This is a genomic window from Christensenella massiliensis (assembly GCF_040409835.1).
Classification (GTDB): Bacteria; Bacillota; Clostridia; order Christensenellales; family Christensenellaceae; genus Christensenella; species Christensenella massiliensis.
Genome location: NZ_CP117826.1, coordinates 2,559,242 through 2,581,817 on the forward strand (window position 1 = coordinate 2,559,242; position 22,576 = coordinate 2,581,817).

General features: G+C 51.3%; 21 protein-coding genes and 1 pseudogene. 1 reads left to right on the plus strand and 21 read right to left on the minus strand.

Translation table 11 applies throughout. The features are described 5' to 3' along the window. Nucleotides 1-182 precede the first annotated feature (182 nt). From PUP29_RS12575 to PUP29_RS12660, 18 genes are all read right to left on the minus strand, one after another. A complete protein-coding gene (locus PUP29_RS12575) occupies nucleotides 183-392 on the minus strand; it encodes a transposon-transfer assisting family protein (protein ID WP_002584960.1) in 210 nt (69 codons plus the stop codon). Between the two features lie 4 nt (nucleotides 393-396). Further along, complete coding sequence (locus tag PUP29_RS12580) at nucleotides 397-3,744, minus strand: YodL domain-containing protein (protein WP_002584961.1); 3,348 nt, start codon at nucleotides 3,742-3,744, stop codon at nucleotides 397-399. Between the two features lie 125 nt (nucleotides 3,745-3,869). Beyond that, nucleotides 3,870-4,238 carry a cysteine-rich VLP domain-containing protein gene (locus tag PUP29_RS12585; protein ID WP_002584962.1) on the minus strand — a complete coding sequence of 123 codons (369 nt, stop codon included), beginning with the start codon at nucleotides 4,236-4,238 and terminating at the stop codon, nucleotides 3,870-3,872. Then, nucleotides 4,235-6,310, minus strand: a complete 2,076-nt coding sequence (locus PUP29_RS12590; RefSeq protein WP_148510899.1) for a type IA DNA topoisomerase — start codon at nucleotides 6,308-6,310, stop codon at nucleotides 4,235-4,237. Before PUP29_RS12590 ends, PUP29_RS12585 begins: the two co-directional genes overlap by 4 nt. Then, nucleotides 6,307-7,056 carry a DUF4366 domain-containing protein gene (locus PUP29_RS12595; RefSeq protein ID WP_002584964.1) on the minus strand — a complete coding sequence of 250 codons (750 nt, stop codon included), beginning with the start codon at nucleotides 7,054-7,056 and terminating at the stop codon, nucleotides 6,307-6,309. Before PUP29_RS12595 ends, PUP29_RS12590 begins: the two co-directional genes overlap by 4 nt. Continuing rightward, a complete protein-coding gene (locus PUP29_RS12600; RefSeq protein WP_002584965.1) occupies nucleotides 7,046-7,312 on the minus strand; it encodes a DUF4315 family protein in 267 nt (88 codons plus the stop codon). Before PUP29_RS12600 ends, PUP29_RS12595 begins: the two co-directional genes overlap by 11 nt. Nucleotides 7,313-7,318: 6 nt before the next feature. Further along, nucleotides 7,319-8,041 carry a phosphoadenosine phosphosulfate reductase family protein gene (locus PUP29_RS12605; RefSeq protein WP_002604475.1) on the minus strand — a complete coding sequence of 241 codons (723 nt, stop codon included), beginning with the start codon at nucleotides 8,039-8,041 and terminating at the stop codon, nucleotides 7,319-7,321. A 13-nt stretch (nucleotides 8,042-8,054) separates the two neighbouring features. Next, nucleotides 8,055-10,025 (minus strand): C40 family peptidase, encoded by a 1,971-nt coding sequence (locus PUP29_RS12610; protein WP_002604476.1) that lies wholly within the window; start codon nucleotides 10,023-10,025, stop codon nucleotides 8,055-8,057. After that, nucleotides 10,022-10,978, minus strand: a complete 957-nt coding sequence (locus PUP29_RS12615; RefSeq protein ID WP_002604477.1) for a DNA-methyltransferase — start codon at nucleotides 10,976-10,978, stop codon at nucleotides 10,022-10,024. Before PUP29_RS12615 ends, PUP29_RS12610 begins: the two co-directional genes overlap by 4 nt. Continuing rightward, nucleotides 10,975-13,371, minus strand: coding sequence for a VirB4-like conjugal transfer ATPase, CD1110 family (locus PUP29_RS12620; RefSeq protein ID WP_002604478.1), 2,397 nt, complete (start codon nucleotides 13,369-13,371; stop codon nucleotides 10,975-10,977). Before PUP29_RS12620 ends, PUP29_RS12615 begins: the two co-directional genes overlap by 4 nt. Continuing rightward, nucleotides 13,331-13,723, minus strand: coding sequence for a PrgI family protein (locus PUP29_RS12625; protein WP_002604479.1), 393 nt, complete (start codon nucleotides 13,721-13,723; stop codon nucleotides 13,331-13,333). The genes PUP29_RS12620 and PUP29_RS12625 overlap by 41 nt, the downstream gene beginning before the upstream one ends. Nucleotide 13,724: 1 nt before the next feature. Then, nucleotides 13,725-14,273 (minus strand): MT-A70 family methyltransferase, encoded by a 549-nt coding sequence (locus PUP29_RS12630; protein WP_002604480.1) that lies wholly within the window; start codon nucleotides 14,271-14,273, stop codon nucleotides 13,725-13,727. 10 nt (nucleotides 14,274-14,283) lie between these two features. After that, the gene (locus tag PUP29_RS12635) at nucleotides 14,284-15,147 is read right to left on the minus strand and encodes a VirB6/TrbL-like conjugal transfer protein, CD1112 family (RefSeq protein WP_002604481.1); all 864 of its coding nucleotides are present in this window, start codon (nucleotides 15,145-15,147) and stop codon (nucleotides 14,284-14,286) included. Between the two features lie 73 nt (nucleotides 15,148-15,220). Then, nucleotides 15,221-15,436, minus strand: a complete 216-nt coding sequence (locus PUP29_RS12640; RefSeq protein ID WP_002604482.1) for a Maff2 family mobile element protein — start codon at nucleotides 15,434-15,436, stop codon at nucleotides 15,221-15,223. Between the two features lie 67 nt (nucleotides 15,437-15,503). Further along, nucleotides 15,504-17,285 carry a VirD4-like conjugal transfer protein, CD1115 family gene (locus tag PUP29_RS12645; RefSeq protein WP_002604483.1) on the minus strand — a complete coding sequence of 594 codons (1,782 nt, stop codon included), beginning with the start codon at nucleotides 17,283-17,285 and terminating at the stop codon, nucleotides 15,504-15,506. Further along, a complete protein-coding gene (locus PUP29_RS12650) occupies nucleotides 17,282-17,755 on the minus strand; it encodes a PcfB family protein (RefSeq protein WP_148511275.1) in 474 nt (157 codons plus the stop codon). The genes PUP29_RS12645 and PUP29_RS12650 overlap by 4 nt, the downstream gene beginning before the upstream one ends. 36 nt (nucleotides 17,756-17,791) lie before the next feature. Further along, complete coding sequence (locus PUP29_RS12655) at nucleotides 17,792-18,736, minus strand: DUF6017 domain-containing protein (RefSeq protein ID WP_002604485.1); 945 nt, start codon at nucleotides 18,734-18,736, stop codon at nucleotides 17,792-17,794. 128 nt (nucleotides 18,737-18,864) lie between these two features. Next, a complete protein-coding gene (locus PUP29_RS12660; RefSeq protein ID WP_002604486.1) occupies nucleotides 18,865-19,083 on the minus strand; it encodes a hypothetical protein in 219 nt (72 codons plus the stop codon). A 119-nt stretch (nucleotides 19,084-19,202) separates the two neighbouring features. Here PUP29_RS12660 and PUP29_RS12665 point away from each other — a divergent pair. After that, nucleotides 19,203-20,726 (plus strand): annotated as a pseudogene (locus PUP29_RS12665) (recombinase family protein); the annotation flags it as partial. A 30-nt stretch (nucleotides 20,727-20,756) separates the two neighbouring features. Here the strand turns inward: PUP29_RS12665 and PUP29_RS12670 are convergent. From PUP29_RS12670 to PUP29_RS12680, 3 genes are read right to left on the minus strand one after another with little or no spacing between them, the layout of a single operon-like run. Next, nucleotides 20,757-21,170 (minus strand): arsenate reductase ArsC, encoded by a 414-nt coding sequence (locus PUP29_RS12670; RefSeq protein ID WP_021659595.1) that lies wholly within the window; start codon nucleotides 21,168-21,170, stop codon nucleotides 20,757-20,759. Between the two features lie 4 nt (nucleotides 21,171-21,174). Further along, entirely contained in the window at nucleotides 21,175-21,516 is a 342-nt protein-coding gene (locus PUP29_RS12675) for a thioredoxin family protein (protein WP_353423510.1), read from the minus strand. An 18-nt stretch (nucleotides 21,517-21,534) separates the two neighbouring features. Then, complete coding sequence (locus tag PUP29_RS12680) at nucleotides 21,535-22,536, minus strand: permease (RefSeq protein ID WP_021659597.1); 1,002 nt, start codon at nucleotides 22,534-22,536, stop codon at nucleotides 21,535-21,537. Nucleotides 22,537-22,576: the final 40 nt, after the last annotated feature.

The window sequence follows — 22,576 nt, forward strand, 5'->3', positions numbered from 1 at the left end:
CAAGTGGAATGTTAAGGGCTGAAAACGCCTGTGTTTCTGCGGCTTCCAGCGCATGAAAACGACATAGACGATAAAGTATATTCAAACCCGCAAAAACGGCTTTCTAATTGTCCACGCAAGGACAAAAAAAGAACAGGGGCGCGGTGCCGGAAATCGGCAACCGCGCCCCTGTTCTCTATGGGCTATTCCTCGTCGGTCAAGATAAACTCCCTTTCGGAAAACTCGCTGTCCGTCATGGCTTGCAGCTTGTTCACCGCTGCGGCGGCAAGCTGGCGCATATCCTCGTCCATGTAGGGCATGGCGGCAAGGATATTTTCAAGCGTTGTTTCCCGGCTGTCCTCGGCGTAGATCGCAACAATGTTTTCTTCCTCAATGGTAAAGCGGGTATTCATGCTATCAAACCTCCAAATCCTTTTTATGCTCTTTCTGTTTATCTTTCGGCTGCTGCGCCGCCTGTTTCTTGTATTCGTCCAGCTTCTTCAAAATGGACGGTTTTTTCTGCGGCTGTTCCCGTTTCTCGGCTTTTACCGCTTTTGCAAGGTCGGTAACGGAAATCGCTTCCCCCGCCTTTGCCCGCTGCTCAAAATCTGCAACGGTGGGCGTTTGCGGCGTATTGTTGATAAGCCCGTCAAAATTGTTGTCGTTCTGCTCTATGGTGTCCTCGACGTGCTTTAAGGGATTATCCCGCTGCGGCTGCTCGGCGGCTATGGCATAAGCCTGTGTGCCATTCCCCATAATGAGATACTTCCCGTCCTCCGACGCATGGTGAAAACCAAATCCCGCCGCTTCGATCTGTTCACGGCTCATATCGGTAATATGAAAATTGCCCCTCGGCGTTCTAACGGTTTCACCCGTCAAAAGGCTGTCGGGGGTCGCTTCCGGCTGCTGCTTTTCAAGCTGCCCGTCCTTGTAGGAATATCCTTGCGCCGCGATTGCTTCAAGGGTCTTGCCCGTAACGTCGCCATAAATCCGCTTGTCTGCGTCAACCAGCATTTGCAAAGTGTCTTGTACGGTGTCGGACAAGGCTTGCTGCTGTTCGGGCGGCAGCTTGTCAAATACGGGGGTCTGCTGCTCCTGCAAAAACTCCGGCACTTGCTGAAAACCGATACTGTCTACATAGTGGGCGGTGTCCTCGTCGTTCTGATGAAGCACAACAATGTCGGAAACGGAAAGGCTATGCCCCTTAAAGTCGGCGGGGTGGTCGATATTAAACCTTTCCCAAATGTCGCCCAGCGTCATATCCTTTGTAAGCGGTGCAGTATAGACGAGTTCATAATTTACCCGGTCAATGGTAAGTCCAGCCGCTTGCAGACGGTCATAAGGCTCAAAGCGCAAGTCCCTTGTTTCGTCCCCGCGCTTTAACTGATAAATGGAAAAGGTATCGCCCTGCTCCTGCTCGGCTTGCCGCTGCTGCTGCAACTCGGTAAAATGCCCCTCAATCTCGGTAATGAGTTCCTTTGCGGTGGTCTGTATTGTTTCAAGGGACGCTTTTAACTCGGTCATTTCCTTGCCGCTGCTCCAACCAGCCACATAGCCGAAAGAGTAATCGGAAGTATCAAGGCCGAAATGCTGGCAAACCGTATAAGCGACGCTTTCCGCTTCTACCTCGCAGGTATGGCGGTCAACGCGGTTTTGCTGCTCCGGCGGGGCGTTTAAGTCTACGTCGTGCAGCTTCGCATGGGCGATTTCGTGAATGGCGGTCTTTACCGCCTGTAATTCACTCACGCCCTCTTTGATTGCAATACGCTTGTCGGTCAAACTGAAATACCCATTTGCGCCGTTTGTGATCTGCTCAAATGCAATCGGGACGGGGGACGCTTTTTCAAGGGCGGCGAAAAAATCCTCGTACTGCTCCACATCGGCAAGCAGCGGTTTAACGGAAAGGTCGGGAAACTCCTTGCCCTCGGTCTGCGAAATATCAAAGACGGTTATAACCTTAAAGGCGGGGACGGTGATTTCCTTTTCTTCCTTTACCACTTTTCCCTCGCGGTCAAGCATGGGCTTTCTCGTTTCGGGGTCGATTTTATCAACCAGCTTTTTCACCTTGTAGGGCGCGGGGGCAAAGATTTTAATGCCTTTCTCGCCTTTCTTTACATGGCGGTCAAACTCCTTTTCCCATTGACGGAAGCCCATTACCAAATTGCCGCCCTGCATAGCAATTAGGATAGTGTTATTCAAACTATAATCATGGAACTTTGACATAGCGGTTAGAAACTCTTTGTAGCGGTCGCTGTCAAAAATCGCCTGTACGCCCTGTTCCAAACGCGCGGTGATCTCCTTTACCTTTTCGGCGGGCTTTTCGGAAGTAAGGATAATGGGGACGACGGGGCGGGGCTGCTGCGGCTCTGCGGCCTGTGCGTCTGCTTGCTGCGTTTCGGCTGCGTCCATATAGGCTTTGTCCTGTTCGCCGCGCTCCGGCTGCGGGTAACTCATAATGCGGTATTCTTCCGGCACTTCGCGCCCCTCAAACTGCCGTTCCCACTCGTCGCCGCTTTCCACGATATAGCCGTACTCGGTAAACGCGCCTTTTTCCTGCGCGGCAGCGTTCCTGCCAAAAGTAGAAAGGTCAATGCCGCCTTTCCATTCTTCGGGCATTTGTACCATGCCGGATTGATTTAAGTAATAGTCGCCCAAATCGTGGTAGTTATGTACTTCGGGGATATGGACGTAAAAATCCACGTTGTAGGTGAAGTCAATTACCTGTCCAATATTTGCAAGCCCGTTTTTCTGCTGCAAAGCTGCGTTCAGCTTGCCAACCTCGGCGGGGTCAAGCTGTTCGAGCCGCGCCGCAAGAAAATTGAGTTCGTCCACGTCGGCGGCGCATACCATTTCATAAGGCAAGGCAATATGTTTCTCCGGGTCGTCGGAATAGCCGCGAATGGAAAAATCCTGCGGGTTGTCGGCGGTAATGCCGACGTTCCGCATAGCTTCGTGCAACTGCTCCTTTGTGGCGGGCATATCCAACCAATAGCCGCCGGGGTCGCCCGCGTCAAAGCGGCTGCGGTTGCCTATCATAATAGAAAACTGTTCGCTCATGTGTTCACGCTCCTTTTCCTGCCCGGTATTTTCGGGGATAGCTGCCGCCTGTTGCTGCTGCGGGGGTTCTTCGCCCTCTATGGTGTAGTCCGGCATGAGCATACCGTTTACTTTGAAATAGTCGGCGTACTCCTGCGGGATAGGCGGGGAGATTTCCGTAAACAAGCGGTCATACGCTTTGATACGCCCATTCAGATACTTTTCCATAGCTGCCTTGTCGGTGAAAACCTTTCTATCTTGTCCGGCAATCTTCGCTTGGGTTCTGCTTGGGCTGTTGGTGCGCACGCTCCATGTAAGCGTCCATGAATACGGGATAGATTTCTGCGCTTCTTTGTCGTAGCGGGTATTCTCGTAAATGTAGTAATTCATCTGATATACCCGGTTGCTGCGAATATGGCGGTTATGCTCGGTGGTCTGCCACTCGTTAGCGGTGTGCTGGACGTGCGGCGTTCTCACATATTCAAGTGTTTTATCCAGCAAAAGCGTTCTTCCCGCCTGTTCTTCCCATGCGGCGGCGCGTTCTTTAAGGTCGTCAAAAATCGCCTGTTCTGCCGCCGCGCTTTCGCTGCGCATGGAAAGTAGCTGCGCAATCGGCAAGGAAGCATAAGGGGCAATCTCCCTGTCCTTTGCTTCAAAATATATCCGGCGTTCTATCCGCATGGTTTCGGCGGCTTCTAATTTGTCATGGTCGTATGAGGAATACGGCATATTCTTTCATCACGTCCTTTCTCGGTCATATAAGGGTTTGGGACTATCCCAACAAGCAAAATGCCCGCGCTCTCTATGGGAAGCGCGGGCATTTCTCGCAAACGGGTACTCGTTTGCTGTGCTTGCTATGTAGTTGTTTTTATCCGTAAACGCCTGTTTCTCTCGCTTTGGGCTTTCTGTCTGCGGCGTATCTTTGCCGCGCAATCGGGGCAGTATTTCGCCCGGTTGCTGCCCGCCGCAAACGTGCTGCCGCATACCGCGCAACGCTTCAAATCGGTTTCCCCGCTGCGGGTGATCTGTTCGCAAAGCTGCCTGTCGGCGGGTAATACCGCTTCGCGGAAATAGCGGCATAGCAGCGAATAGCTGATACTCTGCACACAAACGCAAGTTTCCCCGTCGTCCAGCAGCAGACAATTCCCGCAATCGTTGTTTGCACAAGCGGCGCGGGTCATTTTCTTTACGGCGCGGTATTGCTTTTCATCAAGCCTTATCATTTTCGGTTCTGCTCGACGCGGAAGTTTACATACTTGCCGCCTGTGTCGGCAAGCAGCACAACTCCGTCAAAGGTCTTTCCCGTCTTGGTCGAGTACATACCTTTGATTTTTACCTTTCCGTCTTTCAAAAGGGCGGCGGCAATCGCCTTTGTGAAAGCCTTTTTGCGCTGCTCAAAAAAGCGGTCATTCTTCCACATCACAAAGCTGCAAGCCCTGTCGGAGCAGTAAAAGTTTTTCTTGCCCTCGTAAACCGCCGCGCCGCAACGGGGGCAAGTGCCGATTGCTTCCCGCTGCGGGGTAAACAGCTTCGCTTTATCCTCGGAAATCGCGGAATAGGTCTTGACAAGCCCCGCTGTCATTTCCTCAATCCCGCGCATGAAGTCGGCGGGGCTGTCGCTGCCCTTTGCAATCCCGGTAAGGCGCGTTTCCCATTCTGCCGTAAGCTGCGGGGACGTAAGGCTGTCGGGCAGAATAGCGACATGGTTATACCCGTCCTTTGTGGGGATTAGCTTTTTGCCCTTGCGCTCGGCAAAGCCCGCGCTAATGAGTTTTTCAATGATACCCGCCCGCGTCGCGGTGGTGCCTAACCCTTTGCGCTCCGCGTCCTCCGGCGTGTCCTCCTTTCCCGCACTCTCCATAGCCGAAAGTAACGTATCTTCGGTAAATGCCTTTGGGGGCTGCGTGTAACGTTCGGAGATCTCCGCTGCCGGATTGTCAAAGGTCTGCCCCTCGGCAAGCGGGGGTAAAACCGCTTCCGGCTCTGCGTCCTCGTCCTGTTCCCCGGACGCGGCGCGGGATAGTCTTTCAATCTCGCGCCAACCCTCGCAAAGCGTCGTCCTGCCCTTTGCGGTAAAGGTATAGCCGCCGCAAGTGAAAACCGCCGTAACCGCTTCATACTCATAGGGCGCGGCAACGGCGCAAAGCAGTTTTGCGCACACAAGGGTCATTAGCTTTTTCTCACTTTCGGCAAGGGAAGAAAAGCCCGTTTTCACAAACTCCGCTGTCGGCAAAATGGCGTGATGGTCGGTTACTTTGCTGTTGTCGCAAATCCTCGCAAGGTCGGCTTGCAGCTTCACGCCCTGCATAAAGGGGAGAGCAGCGCAAAGGCCGGTGATAAGTTCCTTTGTGCTGCCCTCCATATCGGAAGTGATATATTTGCTGTCGGTGCGGGGATAGGTCAAAAGCCGTTTTTCATAAAGGGCTTGCGCATAGTCAAGGGTCTGTTTCGCCGTAAACCCATACAAACGGTTTGCTTCCCGCTGCAAGGCGGTGAGGTCAAACAGTTTCGGCGGGGCTGCGGTCTTTTTCTCTTTTTTAAGGGAAGTACAAACGGCCTGCGATTTCTCGCAAGCCGCTTTCATCTGCCGCGCCGCCGCTTCGTCGTCCTGCCTTTCGGAAAGGGCGGCAACGCCGCCAACGTCCAGCCGGACGACATGATATTTCTCTTTCTTAAAGCTGCTGATTGCATAGTCGCGGTTTACCAGCATAGCAAGGGTGGGCGTTTGCACTCTGCCGACATTCAATGTTTTATGGTAGAGGATAGAGAAAAGGCGGGTCGCGTTAATGCCAATGAGCCAATCGGCCTTTGCTCTGCAAAGCGCGGATTGATAGAGGTTGTCATAGCCGCGCCCGTCTTTGAGATTTGAAAAGCCCTCGCGGATTGCACTTGCTTCCATGCTGCTAATCCAAAGGCGGGAAAAGGGCTTTTTGCAATTCGCCTGTTCATAGACAAAGCGGAAAATGAGTTCCCCCTCGCGCCCGCTGTCGCAAGCATTGATAATCTCGGTAACGTCGCTGCGGTGCATAAGGTCTTTGAGAATGGAAAACTGCTGCTCCTTGCCGCTGGCAACAATAAACTGCCACTCCTGCGGGACAATGGGAAGATCGTCGTACTTCCATTTACGGAATTGTTCATTGTAGGTCGCCGCGTCTGCAAGGCTAATCAAATGCCCGATACACCACGACACAAGGTAGCCGCCGCCCTCAAAATATCCGCTGCGCTTTTCATTCGCGCCCATAACGGCGGCAATCGCCGCCCCGACGCTCGGTTTTTCTGCAATTACAAGTTTCATAGATTATCGTCCTCCTGCTCGGTCTGTTCGGTTTCGACTACTTCCGTTTCCTCGTCGTCCTCGTCAAAATCAAGGTCGTCAAGGCTGCTGCTGCCTTTCGCCGCGTCCTTTTTGGGCTTCAAAATCTTAAAGTAGTAGAACGCGCCGCCGCCCGCTGCGGCAACAAGCAGCACGACAAGCAGAATACCCATGCCGCCGCCTTTTTCTTCTTCCGGCGGCTGCTCGGTTTCTTCCGGCTCCGGCTCGGCTTCCACACCCGCGCACTCGCTCATGTTGACGCTGCAAACCGGGCAAGCGGTGTTGACGCTTCCGGCAACGCATTTATCGGTGCAGCTACAAACGGGGGCTTCGGTCTGCCCGTCCTCCATAAGGGCGGTTAAATCCGCTTCGTCCACTTGGTTAAGGAAATGGACGGTATTTTCCCCGTCCTCGGCGCGGTCAATGATGATGTAAAAATAGTTGCCACTTTTGGTAACGACGGTGATAAACTGCTTGTCGCCGGACGCTTCACCCGTTATATCGTCCACAAGGGACATATTCCCGTCCGGGGTAAGGGGCTGCGGCTCATAGCCGCCCGTCGTTTCTTCCGGCTCGGTTTCCGGCGCGGGGGTTTCCTCGGTTACGGGGGTAGGCGTGTCGTCGCTTTCATCGCCACCGCCCGCATAAGCGGTAACAGAAAAGCCGCACATGATAACCAGTGCGGCAAGCAATACGGTAAACTTTCGGATTATCTTTTTATTCTTCATTGTCGTTGTCCTCCTGTTCGGCGGGGTAAGTGGCTTCCGGCTGCGGCAAGGTGATTTCGCCGCTGGCGTAAGCGGAGAGGAACGCGGCAAGCTGCGTCCCGTCAAGGTGTACCGCCTTTACCATTTGCACGATCTGCGCGTTTTCTTCCTCGACTTTCTGCGCTTCAAGGTCTTTCAGCTTCTTTTGCTGTTCAAGGATTTTTGCCCTCGTTTTCTCAATATCCCTTTCGATACGGTCAAGTTTCGTGTTCGCCATAGTCATTTACTCCTTTCCAAACTGTTCTTTCCATGAATAGCTGCGCCCCAATCCCTTAACGGTTTTAAGATAGGGCATAGCGTTTTCTTCCAAAGTCGCCGCCCGGTTAAATAGATCGGGATAGTGTTCTTTGAGATATAAAATCTCTTGTTTCTTCATGCTCGGACAAAAGAAACAGGACGATTTACCCGGCTGCGGCAATCCTGCCGCTTTGATTTCCCGGATACAATCGTCCCTGTTCCAGCCCCATTCTTCAATGAGGGGGTAGCGGTTATGATATTTTTTGTCGGCTTCGTTGTACTTGCGGGAATGTTCATACCGTTTCACTTCTCCCGCGTCATAGCCGATATAGCGGTTGACTTTCTCGCCGCGCTGCCATACTTCGCGGCAAGGCGCATAGTGGTTGCAAAACTTTTCCTGCGGTGCGATTTTGTGTTTCTGCGAACAACGCTTATGCCCGTAGGCAATCGACGGGAGCGTATGAGAGCGCAAGCACTCGGTTTCAAGAGATAGGCGGTTGCCGTAGCGGTCAACATACTGCACAACGGTAATCTGCGGCATACCGTGTTCCGCAAGCCATTGATTGATTATCTCGATAAATTGATAGGTATGCGGGTGTTCCGCGCCCGTATCGGCAAAGGTGATAAGGTCAATCGGGATTTTGTGCTTGTATAGGCCAATAAGTAAGGCGGCACTATTCGTGCCGCCGCCAAAAGATACAATATTCATTTTTCAACTCCTTTTAATTGTAATTTAACCGCCCGTAGGCGTAAAAGTGGGATTGCCAATAGCTGGTGTCCAGCTTTGAATACTGGATAGGGTCGCCACAATGCAGCATGACGGGGCTTCCGTCCCCGTCCTCGCCCACATAAATCCCCACATGGGAAACGCCGGGGGTGTCGTATGTACCCGTAAAGAACACCAAATCCCCCGGCTGCGGGTTAGAAACAGGGGTTGAGATGTTGTAAAGCCCTTGCGCCCCAAGTCTGCCCGTATTGTATAGGCCGCTGTTCGTCAACACATAACTCACAAAGCCGCTGCAATCAAAAGAGGTTTCCGGGGTGCTGCCGCCCCACACATAGGGAAAACCGACGTATTTATCTGCTTCCTCCATGAGCCGCGCAAACTTTTCATCGGAACCCAGCAGCGCGGCGGGTACTTCATAATCGGCGGGCGGGTTTTCATAGTATTTAGACACATAGCCGGATTGCGGGAAAAGGTCGGGTCTGTTTCCCAGCGACGACATATACATAGCGTACATGGATAGCTGTTCTTCGCCCATGATGTAAACGGGGACATGGGAGAGGTTGAAGTTTTCCAAATCCACATGAAGAATGTAATAGTTATAGGGGACTTCAACCGTATAGGGGTTGCCCTCGCTGTCCGTCCTTGTTTCGGTGCGGTAGCGTACCTGTACTTCTTCCTCGACCGTCAAGATATACTGTTTCTCAAAGAGCATTTCAAGGGTGCTTTGCACTTCATCGAGTGTAAACACGCCCTCATGCCACGCGGAAAGGATAGAAATTAGCACATAGGGGTCATGCTCGATCTCGTCCGCGTTTACCCGGTATTCGTCATAGCCGGGGTATTCGCTTTCGATATTGTCCAGCATATCTTGTAACTCGGCTTCCATAGCGGCATACGCGCTTTCCGCGCCCGTTATATCCGCGTCCTCGGAGAGATAGGACGACGCAATCAAGCCGCTGCCGCTGTTGCCGCCAAAGAGGGAGCAAGAGGACAGCCCGCCGAAAAGCAGCAGCACGATAAAGGCAATCCCGCCCACAATCAAGCAGCCTTTCCAATGCCGGACAACAAAGAACGTCGCCCGTTTGGTTTCCTGCGCGGTTTTCTTCGCCGCCTTTGCGGTGGCTTCAGCGGTTTTTTTCGCTTTGCCGCCCGCTTTCAGCGTTTTTGCATACTGCTTTTTAATGCGCTGCTTCTGCCAAAAACGGGAAATGGGGTTGGAGTGCGCAAGCGCGGGGTTATCGTGCAACGCCTTTTGATAGAGAAAATCTGCGTTTGCCTTTACCGCTTGTTTTTCCGCTGCCGCCGCTGCCCGGTAGGGTTTCAGCTTATGGCGGCGTATGCCGCCCTTAACTGCCCGCGCCGCCATGCCGCCCGCTTTCTCTCCGGCAAGTTCTACCCGGTGCCCGCTTTCCACACCGACGTTTTCTTTCTCTACCTCGTAGATTTTCCCATGTACGGTACTGTTTAACTCCTGTGCCGGACGGGATAAGGGGTTATGCCGCAACTTGCCGTTTGGGGGCTTATCCGTCTTTTCAAAGGAAAGGCGCGTCTTTGCCTTGCCTTTCGCTTCGTCAAAAACGCGCTCTTTCTTGATTTTGGTCTGCTTGGGGATAGCCGCCCGCGCTGCGTCTAAACAGTCTGCCGCCTTATCCGATTTCTTGATCGCTTTTTGAAGTTCCGGCGTTGCCCGTTCCGCTTCGGAAAACTGCAAGCGGGAAGAATGGGTTTTAGGCTGCGTCGCGTCAAGGGCTTTTTTCTCCGCGCCTTTTGCTGCGTGTCGCTCAATCTCTGCGCCGATATGCTGCACAACCTTTTCCGCTGCCACCCCTGCGGGGGCTGAATAGTTTTCTTCCTGCGGCCTTTCGCTGATACTGGACGTTTCGCCCGTCGTGAGGTTTTCCGCAACCGCACCGTCGCGGGTCATTTTTTGCGTTACCTTGTCGGGGGCTTTCAGTTCCTTGCTCAATCTTCATCACCTCCAATCCGCTGTTTTGCAAGTTCGCAATAGTCGGGGTTTAACTCAATGCCGATATAGCGGCGGTTAAGCCGTTTTGCTACCATGCCCGTCGTGCCGCTGCCGAAAAAGGGGTCAAGGACAATCCCGCCGATGGGACAGCCCGCCAAAATGCACGTTTCCGCAAGTTTCGGCGGGAACGCTGCGAAATGCCCGCCATGATAGCCGACATTGTTAATCTGCCAAACGTTGCGGCGGCTGCGGACGGGAGAAATCAACTCGTCGGCGTATGCGCCCTTTTCGCGGGGGCGGTTGATTTTCTGCGGTTGGTTTTGCCCCGGAACAGTAACGTTATACTTATTTCCTTTGCTAACTCCGCTTTTCAGCCGCCCCGCCGTTGTGGGGGCTATCGGCTCGGCTACTGCTTGCCAATCGTAATAATACTTCTTTGACTTGGTAAGCAGAAACACATATTCATAGCAGCGGGTCGGCCTGTCCCGCGTGCTTTCCGGCATGGGGTTTGTTTTGTGCCAAATGATAGAACTGCGCAAATACCAACCGTCGCCCCGCAAGGCGAGGGCTACAAGCCACGGAATACCAATTAAATCTTTGGGCTTGCAGCCGGGGGCGCGGTGGTTAAACGCCACTTGCTGCCCGTTCCTGCCTTTGGGGTATTTGGGGTCTTGGTGGTCGGCTTTGCTGCCTGTGCCGCAATAAGTGTCCGCGATATTCAGCCAACAAGTACCCTCCGGCGTAAGCACCCGCTTTACCTCATGGAATACCGCCGTAATACGGGAAACATATTCCTCCGGCGTTGCTTCCCGTCCGATCTGCCCGTCTGCGCCGTAGTCCCGCAAGGCATAGTAGGGTGGGGACGTTACGCAACAATCAACTGCATTTTCCGGCAAGGTTTGAAGCACCTGCAAGCTGTCGCCGCAATAGATTTTGTCCATTTCTATCCTCATGCCGACACCTCGCCGGGTTTGGTCGTCATTACACGATAGAGTTCCGTATCTTGCGGGAAACGGTCAATAAAGGGCAAAATCACGTTGCCATAGAAGATAAGCCCCTCGCCCGCGTCGGAATGGGTTACATAGGTCATTTGCTGCTGCGAAATGTTAAGCTGCTTTGCAAGGATTTCCCTGTCGCCCTGGGCTTGGTTGAGCATATACACAAAATCGCTGTTTTCAAAAATGTTCTCCACCTCGCGGGACGATAACAAATCTTTCACGTTTTGGGTGATACCTGTCGGAATACCGCCCCATTTTCTAAAACGCTTCCAAATCTCAACGCTGTACGCTGCGGTCTGTTCCTCTTTGAGCAGCAAATGAAACTCGTCGATATAGTACCGCGTCGCCTTGCCTTCGCTGCGGTTTATGGTAACTCTGTTCCAAACTTGATCTTGGACAATGAGCATACCGAGTTTTCGTAGCTGGGTGCCGAGTTCTTTAATATCAAAGCAGACAAGGCGGTTGTGAATGTCAACGTTTGTTTGGTGGTTAAACACGTTCAAACTGCCATTTACATAGAGTTCCAATGCCGACGCGATACGCTGCGCTTCCTTTTCCGGCTGCTTCTTGATTTCATTGTAGAGGTCGCCCAAAATCGGCATATTCTCCGGCTTCGGGTCTGCAAGGTAGCTGCGGTACACGCTGATAACGGCGCGGTCAATCAAAGTCTTTTCAACCGCTTCCAGCCCGTTTTTGCCGCCCATAATCAACTCGCAAAAGGAAAGGATAAAATCGCTCTTTAAGGCTATGGGCGTGTCGCCCTCGCTGTAATTGAGGTTTATATCCATCGGGTTAATGTACTGCGTGCTGTTCTGCGAAACCTTGATAACCTGCCCTTTCAGCCGTTCCACAAGGGGGTAATATTCCGCTTCCGGGTCGCAAATGATAATATCGTCTGCGGTAATGAGAAAAGCGTTGGTGATCTCGCGCTTTGCCGAAAAACTCTTGCCGCTGCCGGGTGTGCCGAGTATCAAGCCGTTAGGGTTCTTCAGCCTTTTCCTGTCGCACAAAATCATGTTATTCGATAATGCGTTTAAGCCGTAATACAACGCTTCGCCGCTTTGGAACAGCTCTTGTACCGTAAAGGGGACGAAAATGGCGGTGCTGGAAGTCGTCAAGCCCCGCTGGATTTGGATTAGGTTTTCGCCCAATGGGATAGAGGACATAAGCCCCTGTTCCTGCCGGTAGTCAAGGCGGGTGAGCATACAGTTGTATTTCTGTGCGATACTTGCGGCCTGAAATACGTCGTTGTCCAATTTCTGCTTTGTGTCTGCCACATTCAAAACTAACAGCGTAAGCAAAAACATTCGCTCGTTCCGGCTCTGCAAATCCCGCAAAAGGTTTTTCGCTTCGCCGCCGTAGGTGGCAAGGTCGGACGGAATTATATCCATATCGTAGCCGCTGCGGATTGCCTTTTTCTGTTCCTCGATTTTCATACGGTCAAGGTCGGTGATTTTCCGCTTGATCGTCTTGATCGCTTCGTTGTGGTCGATACTCTGAATGTGCAGATTGACGACAATCCCGTTTTCCGCTTCCATGAAGTCGGCAAGCATACGGTCTGAAAGTTCCGGCGCGGCAATCTGCAAAAAGGAAACCGCGCCAAACTTCCCGCCCATTTGAAACATTCGCCCGTCGCCAAAACGGAAAGAGGACGGGGCAATAAAGTCTTTGACGGAAAGGCCGCTTACGGGTAGCCATTCCCACGCAAAGTTGAAGCGTTCCCCGTCCGGGTGGAAAAGCCCATGCAGCACTTCAAGCCGCTGCTTCCCGTCCAATACCCGCGCCGCCGCGCCGATCACCTTAAAATGGTTGAGGGTGTCCGTTTCGATACGGGCAAGCCGCGCCCGCGCCGATTTAATATCTTTTGCTTCAATGGTAAAGGTGAGAAACTTTGTCTTGATAAGCCCGTTGTTGCCGCGTTCAAGCTGTGTTTGCAGCATTTCGGTGTATTCGGCTCTGATACTGTCAAAGTCGTCATTCTGTGGGGCAATCGTGATACTGCTCTTGAAATCCTCCTTGTTCGCATGGCGGCTGATTAAGGAAAGCTGCACACTGATAGAAGCGTCAAAAGAGTTATACATATCGCAAAGGGCTTCAAAAATGGCGGTCTTGTCGTCCGGCTGCGCAAGCTGATAGTTAATATCTTCAAACTCAATGCACTTGGAATACCGCCCGTTTGCAAGGCGGCAAATCCCGTCCTTATACATTCGTTCAAACGGTATGCTGTCCTGCGCCGTATGGGGCTTCCCGTCGCCCTTTGACTGCCGGATAAGCGCGTCGATCTGTTTCTTTTCCTGCCGCGTAAGTTTACGCTTTTTGTTTTGGGTCTTTCCCTTTTCCTTTGACAATCGCCCGTACCTCCTTATCTAATCGCTCCTGCCGCGCAAGGGCGGTATAAAAATTGTTGGTCTGATAAGGTCGCTCTTTGGGGCGAAGAAACTTCACTTCCACAAATTGCCGTATAATCACTTCCAGCGGTTGCCCGTTCTTCTCGTACATAGCGAGTAGGAACATGGGCAGCATGGCAAGCACCATGCACAAAGCCGCCGTTGTCGTTCCCGCGCTGTCCTTTGTCAAAAAGAATAGCGGTAGCCCGATAGCCACCGCCGCGCCGAAACAGAGTAATTGTCTTTTGGTAAGGTTGAACATTACCTTGCTCTTGATTTTGGTTAAATCCTTTGGGACGGTTACATACGCCATTTCAAACCTCCTTTCCGGCAAACCGTATGTCGCTTTTGATTTCATTTCCCCATACGTCCCAACCAGGGGTATGCTGCCTTGCAAACAGTTCAATACGCGGTAGGTCGCCCATAAGGGCAAGTATCTTTTCCCGCGTTATATCCGGCTTTTTGCTGTGCTGCTCAACAGGGGAAATAATAAATTGATGTACCTTGTTTGATTGTCGCTTCGGGTGTCCTTTGGTAGCAAGCAAGCAGATTTCCGCATTTCCTCGCGTCCAAAAGCCCAAGCCATAAAACCAAGTGGGCGATTTCCGATTTTGCTTTAACCATACAAAGGCAACGGATTTATAGGTAAATCCCCAAGCCTTGATTAACTGCAACGCTTCTTTAAGCTGCGGGAACGTCGCCCATAGGAATAAAATACAGTCCTTATCCGCAATTTCTTTGACGGGTAAAGCGCAAAGTTCCTCAATACTCATAGTGGGATAGTGCTTTTCCGCTGCGCCCTGTACCTTGCTTCTCGCGTATCTCCAAGGGGGATCGGCGTAAATGATTTTGTATTTCTTCATCTGCACCCCCTTAATGCGCGCTGAATACGGATTTTGCAAGGCTTCCCGTTTTGAAAAGCGTAAAACACAAGAGGACGGTATAGCCCATGCAAGACCAGATCGCGCCGGATATGTCATCGGTTGCTGCGATTGTCTGTATCAAAACCGCATAAATACCGACGCACACAAGAATTAGAAAAGCCTGAAAACCGAGGGCAAGCAAGGATTTTAAGTAGTTCTGTCCCATGCCGCCCCATTCACGATTTACCATTGTCGCAACGGGGATAGGGGCGATACTCGTTACAAGGTATATTTCAATCATGCGCCCGTACACCACCAGCATGATACAGATAGACAACGCTTTCATGGTAAGCCCCACAAAGAGTGATTGAAACCATAGCCCCAAAAGCCCGCCGACGCTCATAGCGTCCAGCTTTGCTTCTATATCGGTGATAACGGTTGCAATATCTATGCTTGTGTCGGATATGATAACGCCCGCGCTGTCGTTGACGACGCTCTGTGTAATGTCAAATACGCCCATGACGATGTTCCAAGTATTTGTTACCAGCAGCACCGCAACAAAGGTTTTGAAAATCCACTTGAAGAAAATCCAAGTGTCGAGATCGTGCAGATTGTTTTTCTCAATTACAAGCTGGATTAGTTCGTAGCACATGACAAAGGTAATGATAACGCCCGCAATCGGCACAATGACGTTTTCCGATAGGCTGCGTATCATATTGAATATGCCCGCGTTCCACCCGGCGGGGGTTGTGCCGACTTGCGTTGCGATTTCTCCAACCTCTGTATTTACGCTGTCGAACAGCCCGGAGAGATTAGAGAGTATTCCGTCTGTCAAAATGCCGCGAAACCAATCTTCAATCATCTGCCATATCAAAAGCTAATCCCTCCTTTCCCGCGCCCTCCCGCGTGAAGCGGGAGAGCGCGGCGGGTAGTGTTAGTTTGTGGCATTATCCAAACAGGCCGGAGAGCAGCGGGACAAGGGTAAGGCCGATAAGGGCAACGCCGCCGCCCGCCATCAACTGTTTCATGCCCTGCGACTTCGCGCCGGGGTTATCGTTGCCGTACCCCTCCATGAGGTTAATGCCGCCCCAAATGCCAAGTCCTGCGCCAAGCGCGATTACCAAAGTCTGCAATACGTCAACTGCGCTGTTGAAAAAATCCATATAAACCTCGCTTTCTGCCGCTAAAACGGCTCAAAAAATGTTGTTGGAAATAAAAATGCCGCCGTTTTTATTCGGCGGCTGCGTCCTCGTCGGACAAATCTATTTCGTATATGTCAAAGGGTTCGTCGGGCTTTACGATTGCCGGACGGGTGGACATATACCGTTCAACGTCAAAAGCGTTTTTCTTGTCGAAGTCGGAAAGGTATTTGTAGTTCGGGTGCTGCGTTATATCGTACTTATCGCTGAAAAAGGGGCGCACGCCGCGCAACTGCAAAATACATTTTCCTCCGTCCATAACTGCGATTTCGTCCTGTGTCATCAACTCCTTTCCCAATTTCTGATAATTGAGGCCATGAGAAACCTGCGTGCCGCGATTTTCGGAAGTGTTGAAACTGTCGATTGTTTCACGTCCCAAGTTCTCCGAAATATCCTTTGCATTTTTCCCGCGCCCTCCCAAAAACAAGGTGCTGTCGGCATTGTCAAGTATGATTTCTGCCGCGTCCTTGTAAATGGCTTTTAGCTGGCTCTGCGATTGCAGAATGATAGAAGCCGAGATTTCCCGGCTGCGGATTGTGGCAATCAATTTTTCAAACTGCGGGATTTGTCCAATGTTTGCAAACTCGTCTAACAGGCAGCGAACATGAACCGGCAGCTTGCCGCCGTATTCGTCGTCGGCCTTGTCGCACAAGAGATTAAATAACTGCGATTGCAGCATAGCGATAACAAAATTAAACGTGCTGTCCGTATCGCTCATAATCAAAAACAAAGCTGTTTTTCTGTCGCCTAACGTGTCAAGTTCTAATTCGTCGTAGGACATAAGATCGCGCAATTCCTTTATATCAAAAGGAGCGAGCCTCGCACCGCAAGAAATGAGGATTGATTTTGCGGTTTTGCCCGCCGCCAATTTATATTTTCGGTACTGCTTCACCGCGAAATGGTCGGGGTCGCGTTCTTCCAAGTCGGCAAACAGCAAATCGACGGGGCTTTGATATTCCTCGTCGTCCTCGCGGGCTTCGCTGGCGTTGATAAGTTCCAACAGGGTAATAAAGTTCATTTCCTCGGCGGGGGCTTCGTACCAGATGTAGCCCACCAACGCGCAATACAAAAGCCGTTCTGCCTTTACCCAAAAATCCTCCGCGCTTTTTTCTCCCTCACCTTTGGTATTCGCTATCAACGTATTTACCAGCTTCAAAATATCTTTCTCGCTGCGGATATACACAAAGGGGTTGTAGTGCATAGATTTTTTGAAGTTAATCGTATTCAGTACCTTAATGCGGTAGCCCGCCCGTTGCAGCAGCTTCCCGCACTCAATCAAAACCGTACCTTTCGGGTCGGTTAAGACGTAAGAGGAATGAAGCTGCATTAGATTAGGTTTGACAAAAAATCTTGTTTTTCCGCTGCCGCTGCCGCCGATCACGACGACGTTCTTATTTCTCGCGTACTTCGGCTGCTTCGGGCGGCTGTTCATGGTAAGCCGTTCCGTCTGCGTCAAAATGATGTTGTTTTGGAAATCCGGGTCTATGTAGGGCTTTATATCTTCGGCGTTTCCCCATCGGGCAGAGCCGTACTCCGCGCCCTTGCGGTATTTCTTCGCGTTTTTCCCTTTGACATAGACTATCAAGCGGATAATCACCGCACCGACAATGCCGACAAGCAAATCCAACGGGTAAACGCTCGGCAAGGCGTTTTCAAAGGCTGCGGAAAATCCTTGTGTGATATTCAGTATCTTTGCAGAAATATCCGCGCCGGGGGCAAGCCGCACCGCCTGTCCGACTTTATCAAAGAGATAGACAAAGAACACATAGGGGATATTCGGAAGTATCAGCTTTTTGTAGTTGATCTGCTTCATATCTCGCGCCCCCTGTCCATTTTCTTTACCTTGTCGCGGGCGGCGTTAAGCTGCTTCGCCTTGTCCTTTGCAGCGGCAAGGGCTTTGCGGATAGAGGGCTTTTTCTCCCGGTTCAGCTTCTTTGCGGAAAACTCTTGAAACGCTGCGGTCATAACGTCCGCGTCCCGGCCTTTGAAAAACACAAGGTAACGGGTCTGCTCGCCCTTAACCTTTTTTAGCGAAAAATCTATGTTGTATTTCTCCGCCGTACTCTCAAAGGCTTTAATATTGCTGTCGGTGATCTCGATGTTGGAAACACCCGCGTTCTGCTTCATAAGCTGCCGCATGGTCTGTTTCCCATGCGCGGGTTTGCTTTTCTGCTCCAAAAACTTTTGGATTGCTTTCTGTAACGCCTGTTCGGTAAGCCGCGCCGCGCCTTTTCCCACTTTGACGTATAGGGCAATCGTTTTTTGGGTTACTTCCTCCTGCAAGGTATCAACTCCTTTCCCGGTAAAGTGCGGCTATGCTCATTCGCCGCCGTATAAGTCGTGATTGACAAGGGCGGTATAGTAGCTGTCAATGGTACTCGGCGCGTTGAACAGCACCGCTTTTAGATACTGCTTGATGTTGCGCACTTTGGTTGTGTTCTCCCTCATGCAATCCAAAACAAACTCAATATGGCTGCTGTTCAGCTTCAAAAACTTGGATTTCACCAATTCGGCGGGGTAGTCGTCCCCGGCAATACGGATTGTCTTTCGGGCTGTGCAGACGGTTTCCAGCATAAGGTCAACAATCTCGTCCAAACGGTCTTTGTCAATTTTGCAGTTTTGAATGAGATGGTCGTATTCGATATTGTCCTTGATAATCTCCCTGTAAATCTCTACTGCGCTATTGCTTTTCGCTTCCGTTCTTTTCCTTTCCGGCGGCGTAGCCGCTTCGCCATGCGCAAAGGGCAAGGGGTTTAGGGAATGGAAAGGAATGGAATCGGTACTTGATAAATCAGTAATTGATTGTTCTTTACTTAATATATCTTTATTTAATTGCGTTGGATTTTCCAACGTAGGTTTTTCCTGCGTAGGTTTTTCCAACGTTGGATTATCCAATGTTGGATTTTCCAATGTAGGTAAATCCAATATAGGCGGCTGTCCGCCGCTGGTAGCTGCTTCCGGCTCTCGCGGCTGCGGCTGCTCGTATATGACGTAATCTGCGCCCCGCAAGCGTCCCTTTTCGTCGCGCTCCCGGCTGCGCACGATATATCCGGCTTTTTCGAGTTCCTTTACCGCTTCGCGGATTGCGTCGATCTTCTCCCGGTTGATATGGGATAAGCCCGCAAGGGTATAATCCCAATCTTCGGGCAGCGAAAGCATTTGCGACAACAAGCCCTTTGCCTTTAAGGACAATTCCTTGTTTCGCAAGTGGTGGTTGCTCATAACGGTATATCCCGTATTTCGCTCCACTCTGAAAACTGCCATATTTCCTCACTTCCTCTCTTGGTATGCGTGGACAATTAGAAAGCCGTTTTCGGCTGTTTTGGTATTGCAATATGCCCTTTGCCGTTTTCGCGTCTGCAAAGCCGCATGGCACAAGGGCTTTTGCCCGTCTATTTGTCCATGCTGGCGTGCGTTTTCCGCGTCCTTTTGCCGGGGCAATAGGGACACTCTTTGAAAACGCAAAACTCATATTTCCACCCGGGGCGGTAGAAACGGCAAGTGCCGCAATCTTCATCATCTCCGGCACAACCGGATTGATAGCGGTCAAATCCCGGCTTCTGCTGCATGAGCAATTCAAACGCCCGCTGCTTGCCCTTTGTGAAATACATTCCGGCTGCACCTCCTTTCCTGCGGGCATAAAAAAACGGCGTTACTTTCTCCCCCAAAGGGGTTAAGGTAACGCCGTTTGTGTGCGTATTCAGTTTTTAACACATTCCCTGTCTATCCGCTGTCCGCAAAACCATTGATTTTATTAGCTTTTTGCCGCTATCGCTATCACACCTCATTATTCAACCGCCCTGCCTTCCAGCGCATGATCGCTGACATTGAGGCGGGGAAGATCGGCTGCGTCATCACCAAAGACCTGTCCAGACTTGGTAGAAATTATATCGAAGCTGGCAGCTATATCGAAATCTTTTTCCCCAAACACAATGTACGCTATATCGCCATCACCGACGGCGTGGACAGCCTGACCCGTCAGGAGATGGACATCACGCCTTTTAAGAATATCCTGAACGATATGTACAGCCGGGATATTTCCAAAAAGGTGCTGGCGGGCATCACGACCCGTTCCCGGCAGGGGAAGTTCTGCGGGGGGACGCCGCCCTTCGGTCTGATGCGTGACCCGGAGGACAAAGGGCATCTCATCATTGACCCGGAGACAGCGCCCATCATCCGCAAAATCTATGACTATGCCCTTGACGGGATGGGCTGCATGAGGATTTCCAAACGGCTGATGGAAGAAAAAATCCCCATTACCCATGTCAAGGCCAACACGGAGTTTGACGCCAACTACTATTCCTGGGGCGGGGCCAGAATCAGCCATATCCTGCGGAATCCCTTTTATAAGGGCGCACATCTGGTCTTTCGGACGCATCAGAAAGGCATCCGCTCCAACACCTATGACATTATCCCCCGTGAGGATTGGGAAATCATCGAGGGCTGCCATGAGGCCATTGTGACGCCGGAGGAATGGGAACAGGTACAGGAACTCATTGACCGCAAGCCACCCATTATGAAAGGCAATGTCTGTCCCTTCTACAACCTGTTCCACGGGCTGGTCTACTGCGCCACCTGCGGGAAGTCCATGCAGGTGCGATATGAAAAAGTCGGCAGAACCGGCAAGAACCGCTTCACTGGTGAGATGCGGGAGCCGATTGACAAGGCGTACTATATCTGCCAGACCTACAATCGGATGGGTTGCAAGGTCTGCTCCAGCCACAAGATCGAGGCCAGAGATTTATACAATCTGGTGCTGAAGGATATACAGGAACTGGCGGCGCAGGCCATGAAGGACGCCGATGCGTTCTATCAGCGGCTCAGCAGCCGGATGGAGCGCCGGTATCTGGTGGACGCATCCCAGACAGAGAAAGAACGCCAGCGGCTGGAGGCCCGAAATCAGGAGATTGACGGGATGTTCCTGAGCCTGTACACCGATAAGGCCAAAGGCATCCTGACCGAGCAGCGGTTTGTGAAGCTGACGGCGGCGCTGGAACAGGAGCAGGAATCCAACCAGAAGCGTCTGCATGACCTGACGATGATGCAGAGCCGGGCTGATGCCCAGGAAAGCGAAGTCCGTACCTTTATCAAGGAAATCCGGCGCTATGCCACCATTGAGGAACTGGACGAGGCGGTGCTGAACCGGCTCATCAGCCGGATTCTGATTGGCGAGGTCAAAAAGGTGGACGGCCAAAAGGTGCAGGAAGTCAGAATCGTTTATAACTTTGTCGGGGAAATCCCGGAGATTGCAGCAAGCCCTCCCCAATGTTGGGGAGGGCTATTTTTAATGCTCGAAATTTTCTTTGACGAATTCTTTTAGCGCCATCATTTTTTGCTCAATGGCCGCAATCGTTTTCCGATACTCCGCCTCATCCTTTCCAGACGGATCGTCAAGCCCCCAGTTTTCCCTATATTTGCAGGGAAGATAGGGGCAATTTACATTACAACCCATAGTCACAACGATGTCAATCGGTGGAAGTTCAGTCAAGAGCTTGCTGTATTGCGTCTGCTCCATGTCGATGCCGTATAACTGTTTCATCAGCCGCACGGCATCTTGGTTGATTTGTGGTACCGTTTGTGTTCCTGCGGAGTAACTCTCAAAGACATCAGAGGCCAAATACTTTCCGAGTGCCTCTGCAATCTGGCTCCGACAGGAGTTGTGAACACAGATAAAGGCCACTTTTGGCTTTTGGCTCATACGCTTACCCTCTGATCTTCTGAATGAGGGCTTTGGCCTCGTCCTTTTTCAAAACCCTACCATAAGATACCACTTTACCATCTACCACCAGGGCAGGGGTGGTCATCACGCCATAGGCGGCGAGTTGAGCAAAATCGGTCACGTGGTCGATGGTTGAATCCATGCCCAGTTCCTCAAGTGCCTTTCTGGTAGCATCCTCTAACGCATGGCATTTTGCACATCCAGAACCCAACACTTTAACACCAGCTGACTTTTTTGCGGTTTCGGCCTGGGCCATAGCTTCCGGTGTACAACTGCTCCCGCAGCAGCAGCTTTTTTCTTCTTTCTTTTTACCAAACAGTCCCATTGTAAATTACCTCCTAAATCACATTAAAATAAATTGAAATACATTGAACAGATAACCAACAATAATAATTCCTATCGCACAAACACCAATAAACAATGCCAACAGTTTCGGTTTTACCGCCTTGCGGAGCATGATAAGTGACGGCAGGGACAGGGTTGTGACGGCCATCATGAAGGACAGAACTGTGCCAAGCTGCGCTCCTTTGGAGAGCAGCGCCTCCGCAACCGGAATTGTGCCAAAAATGTCTGCATACATGGGGATGCCTACAATCGTGGCGAGAATAACGCCAAAGGGATTATTGCTGCCAAGAACGGTTTCCACCCAGCTCTCTGGTATCCAGTTGTGGATCAACGCACCAATGCCGACACCCACCAGAATGTAAGGGAATACCTTCTTGAAGGTATCCAGCATCTGTTCCTTCGCATAAATCAGTCGTTCCCGTATCGTCAGATCAGGAGACTCAATGTCCACACTGCCAGCAGAAAGAACAAAGCTCTCAATGTGCTTTTCCATGTGCAGTTTCTCAATGATTGTACCGCCGATGACAGCAATGACAAGCCCCAACAACACATAGATGATGGCTACTTTTGCGCCAAAAATGCTGATGAGCAGGACAAGACTTCCCAGATCAACCATCGGAGACGAGATCAAAAAGGAGAATGTCACACCCAGCGGCAGGCCCGCACTCGTAAAGCCGATGAACAACGGGATAGATGAGCAGGAGCAGAATGGTGTCACTGTTCCCAGCAGAGCAGAGATAATGTTCGCCCAAACTCCGTGAAATCTACCCAAGATACGTTTACTCCGCTCCGGCGGGAAGTAGCTTTGGATATAAGAGATCGCAAAAATCAGCACACAAAGCAATACAGTGATCTTTAAGACATCATAGATGAAAAACTGTATGCTGCCGCCGATCTGTCCGGTAACATCCAGGCCAAGGGCCGACAACCCCATGCCGATCAGTGCATTGAGCCATTGCATCCCAAGCACCTGATCCTGAATAAAGTCCCATACACCCATACAAAAACCTCACTTTCCATTTTATACATTACATATCAAA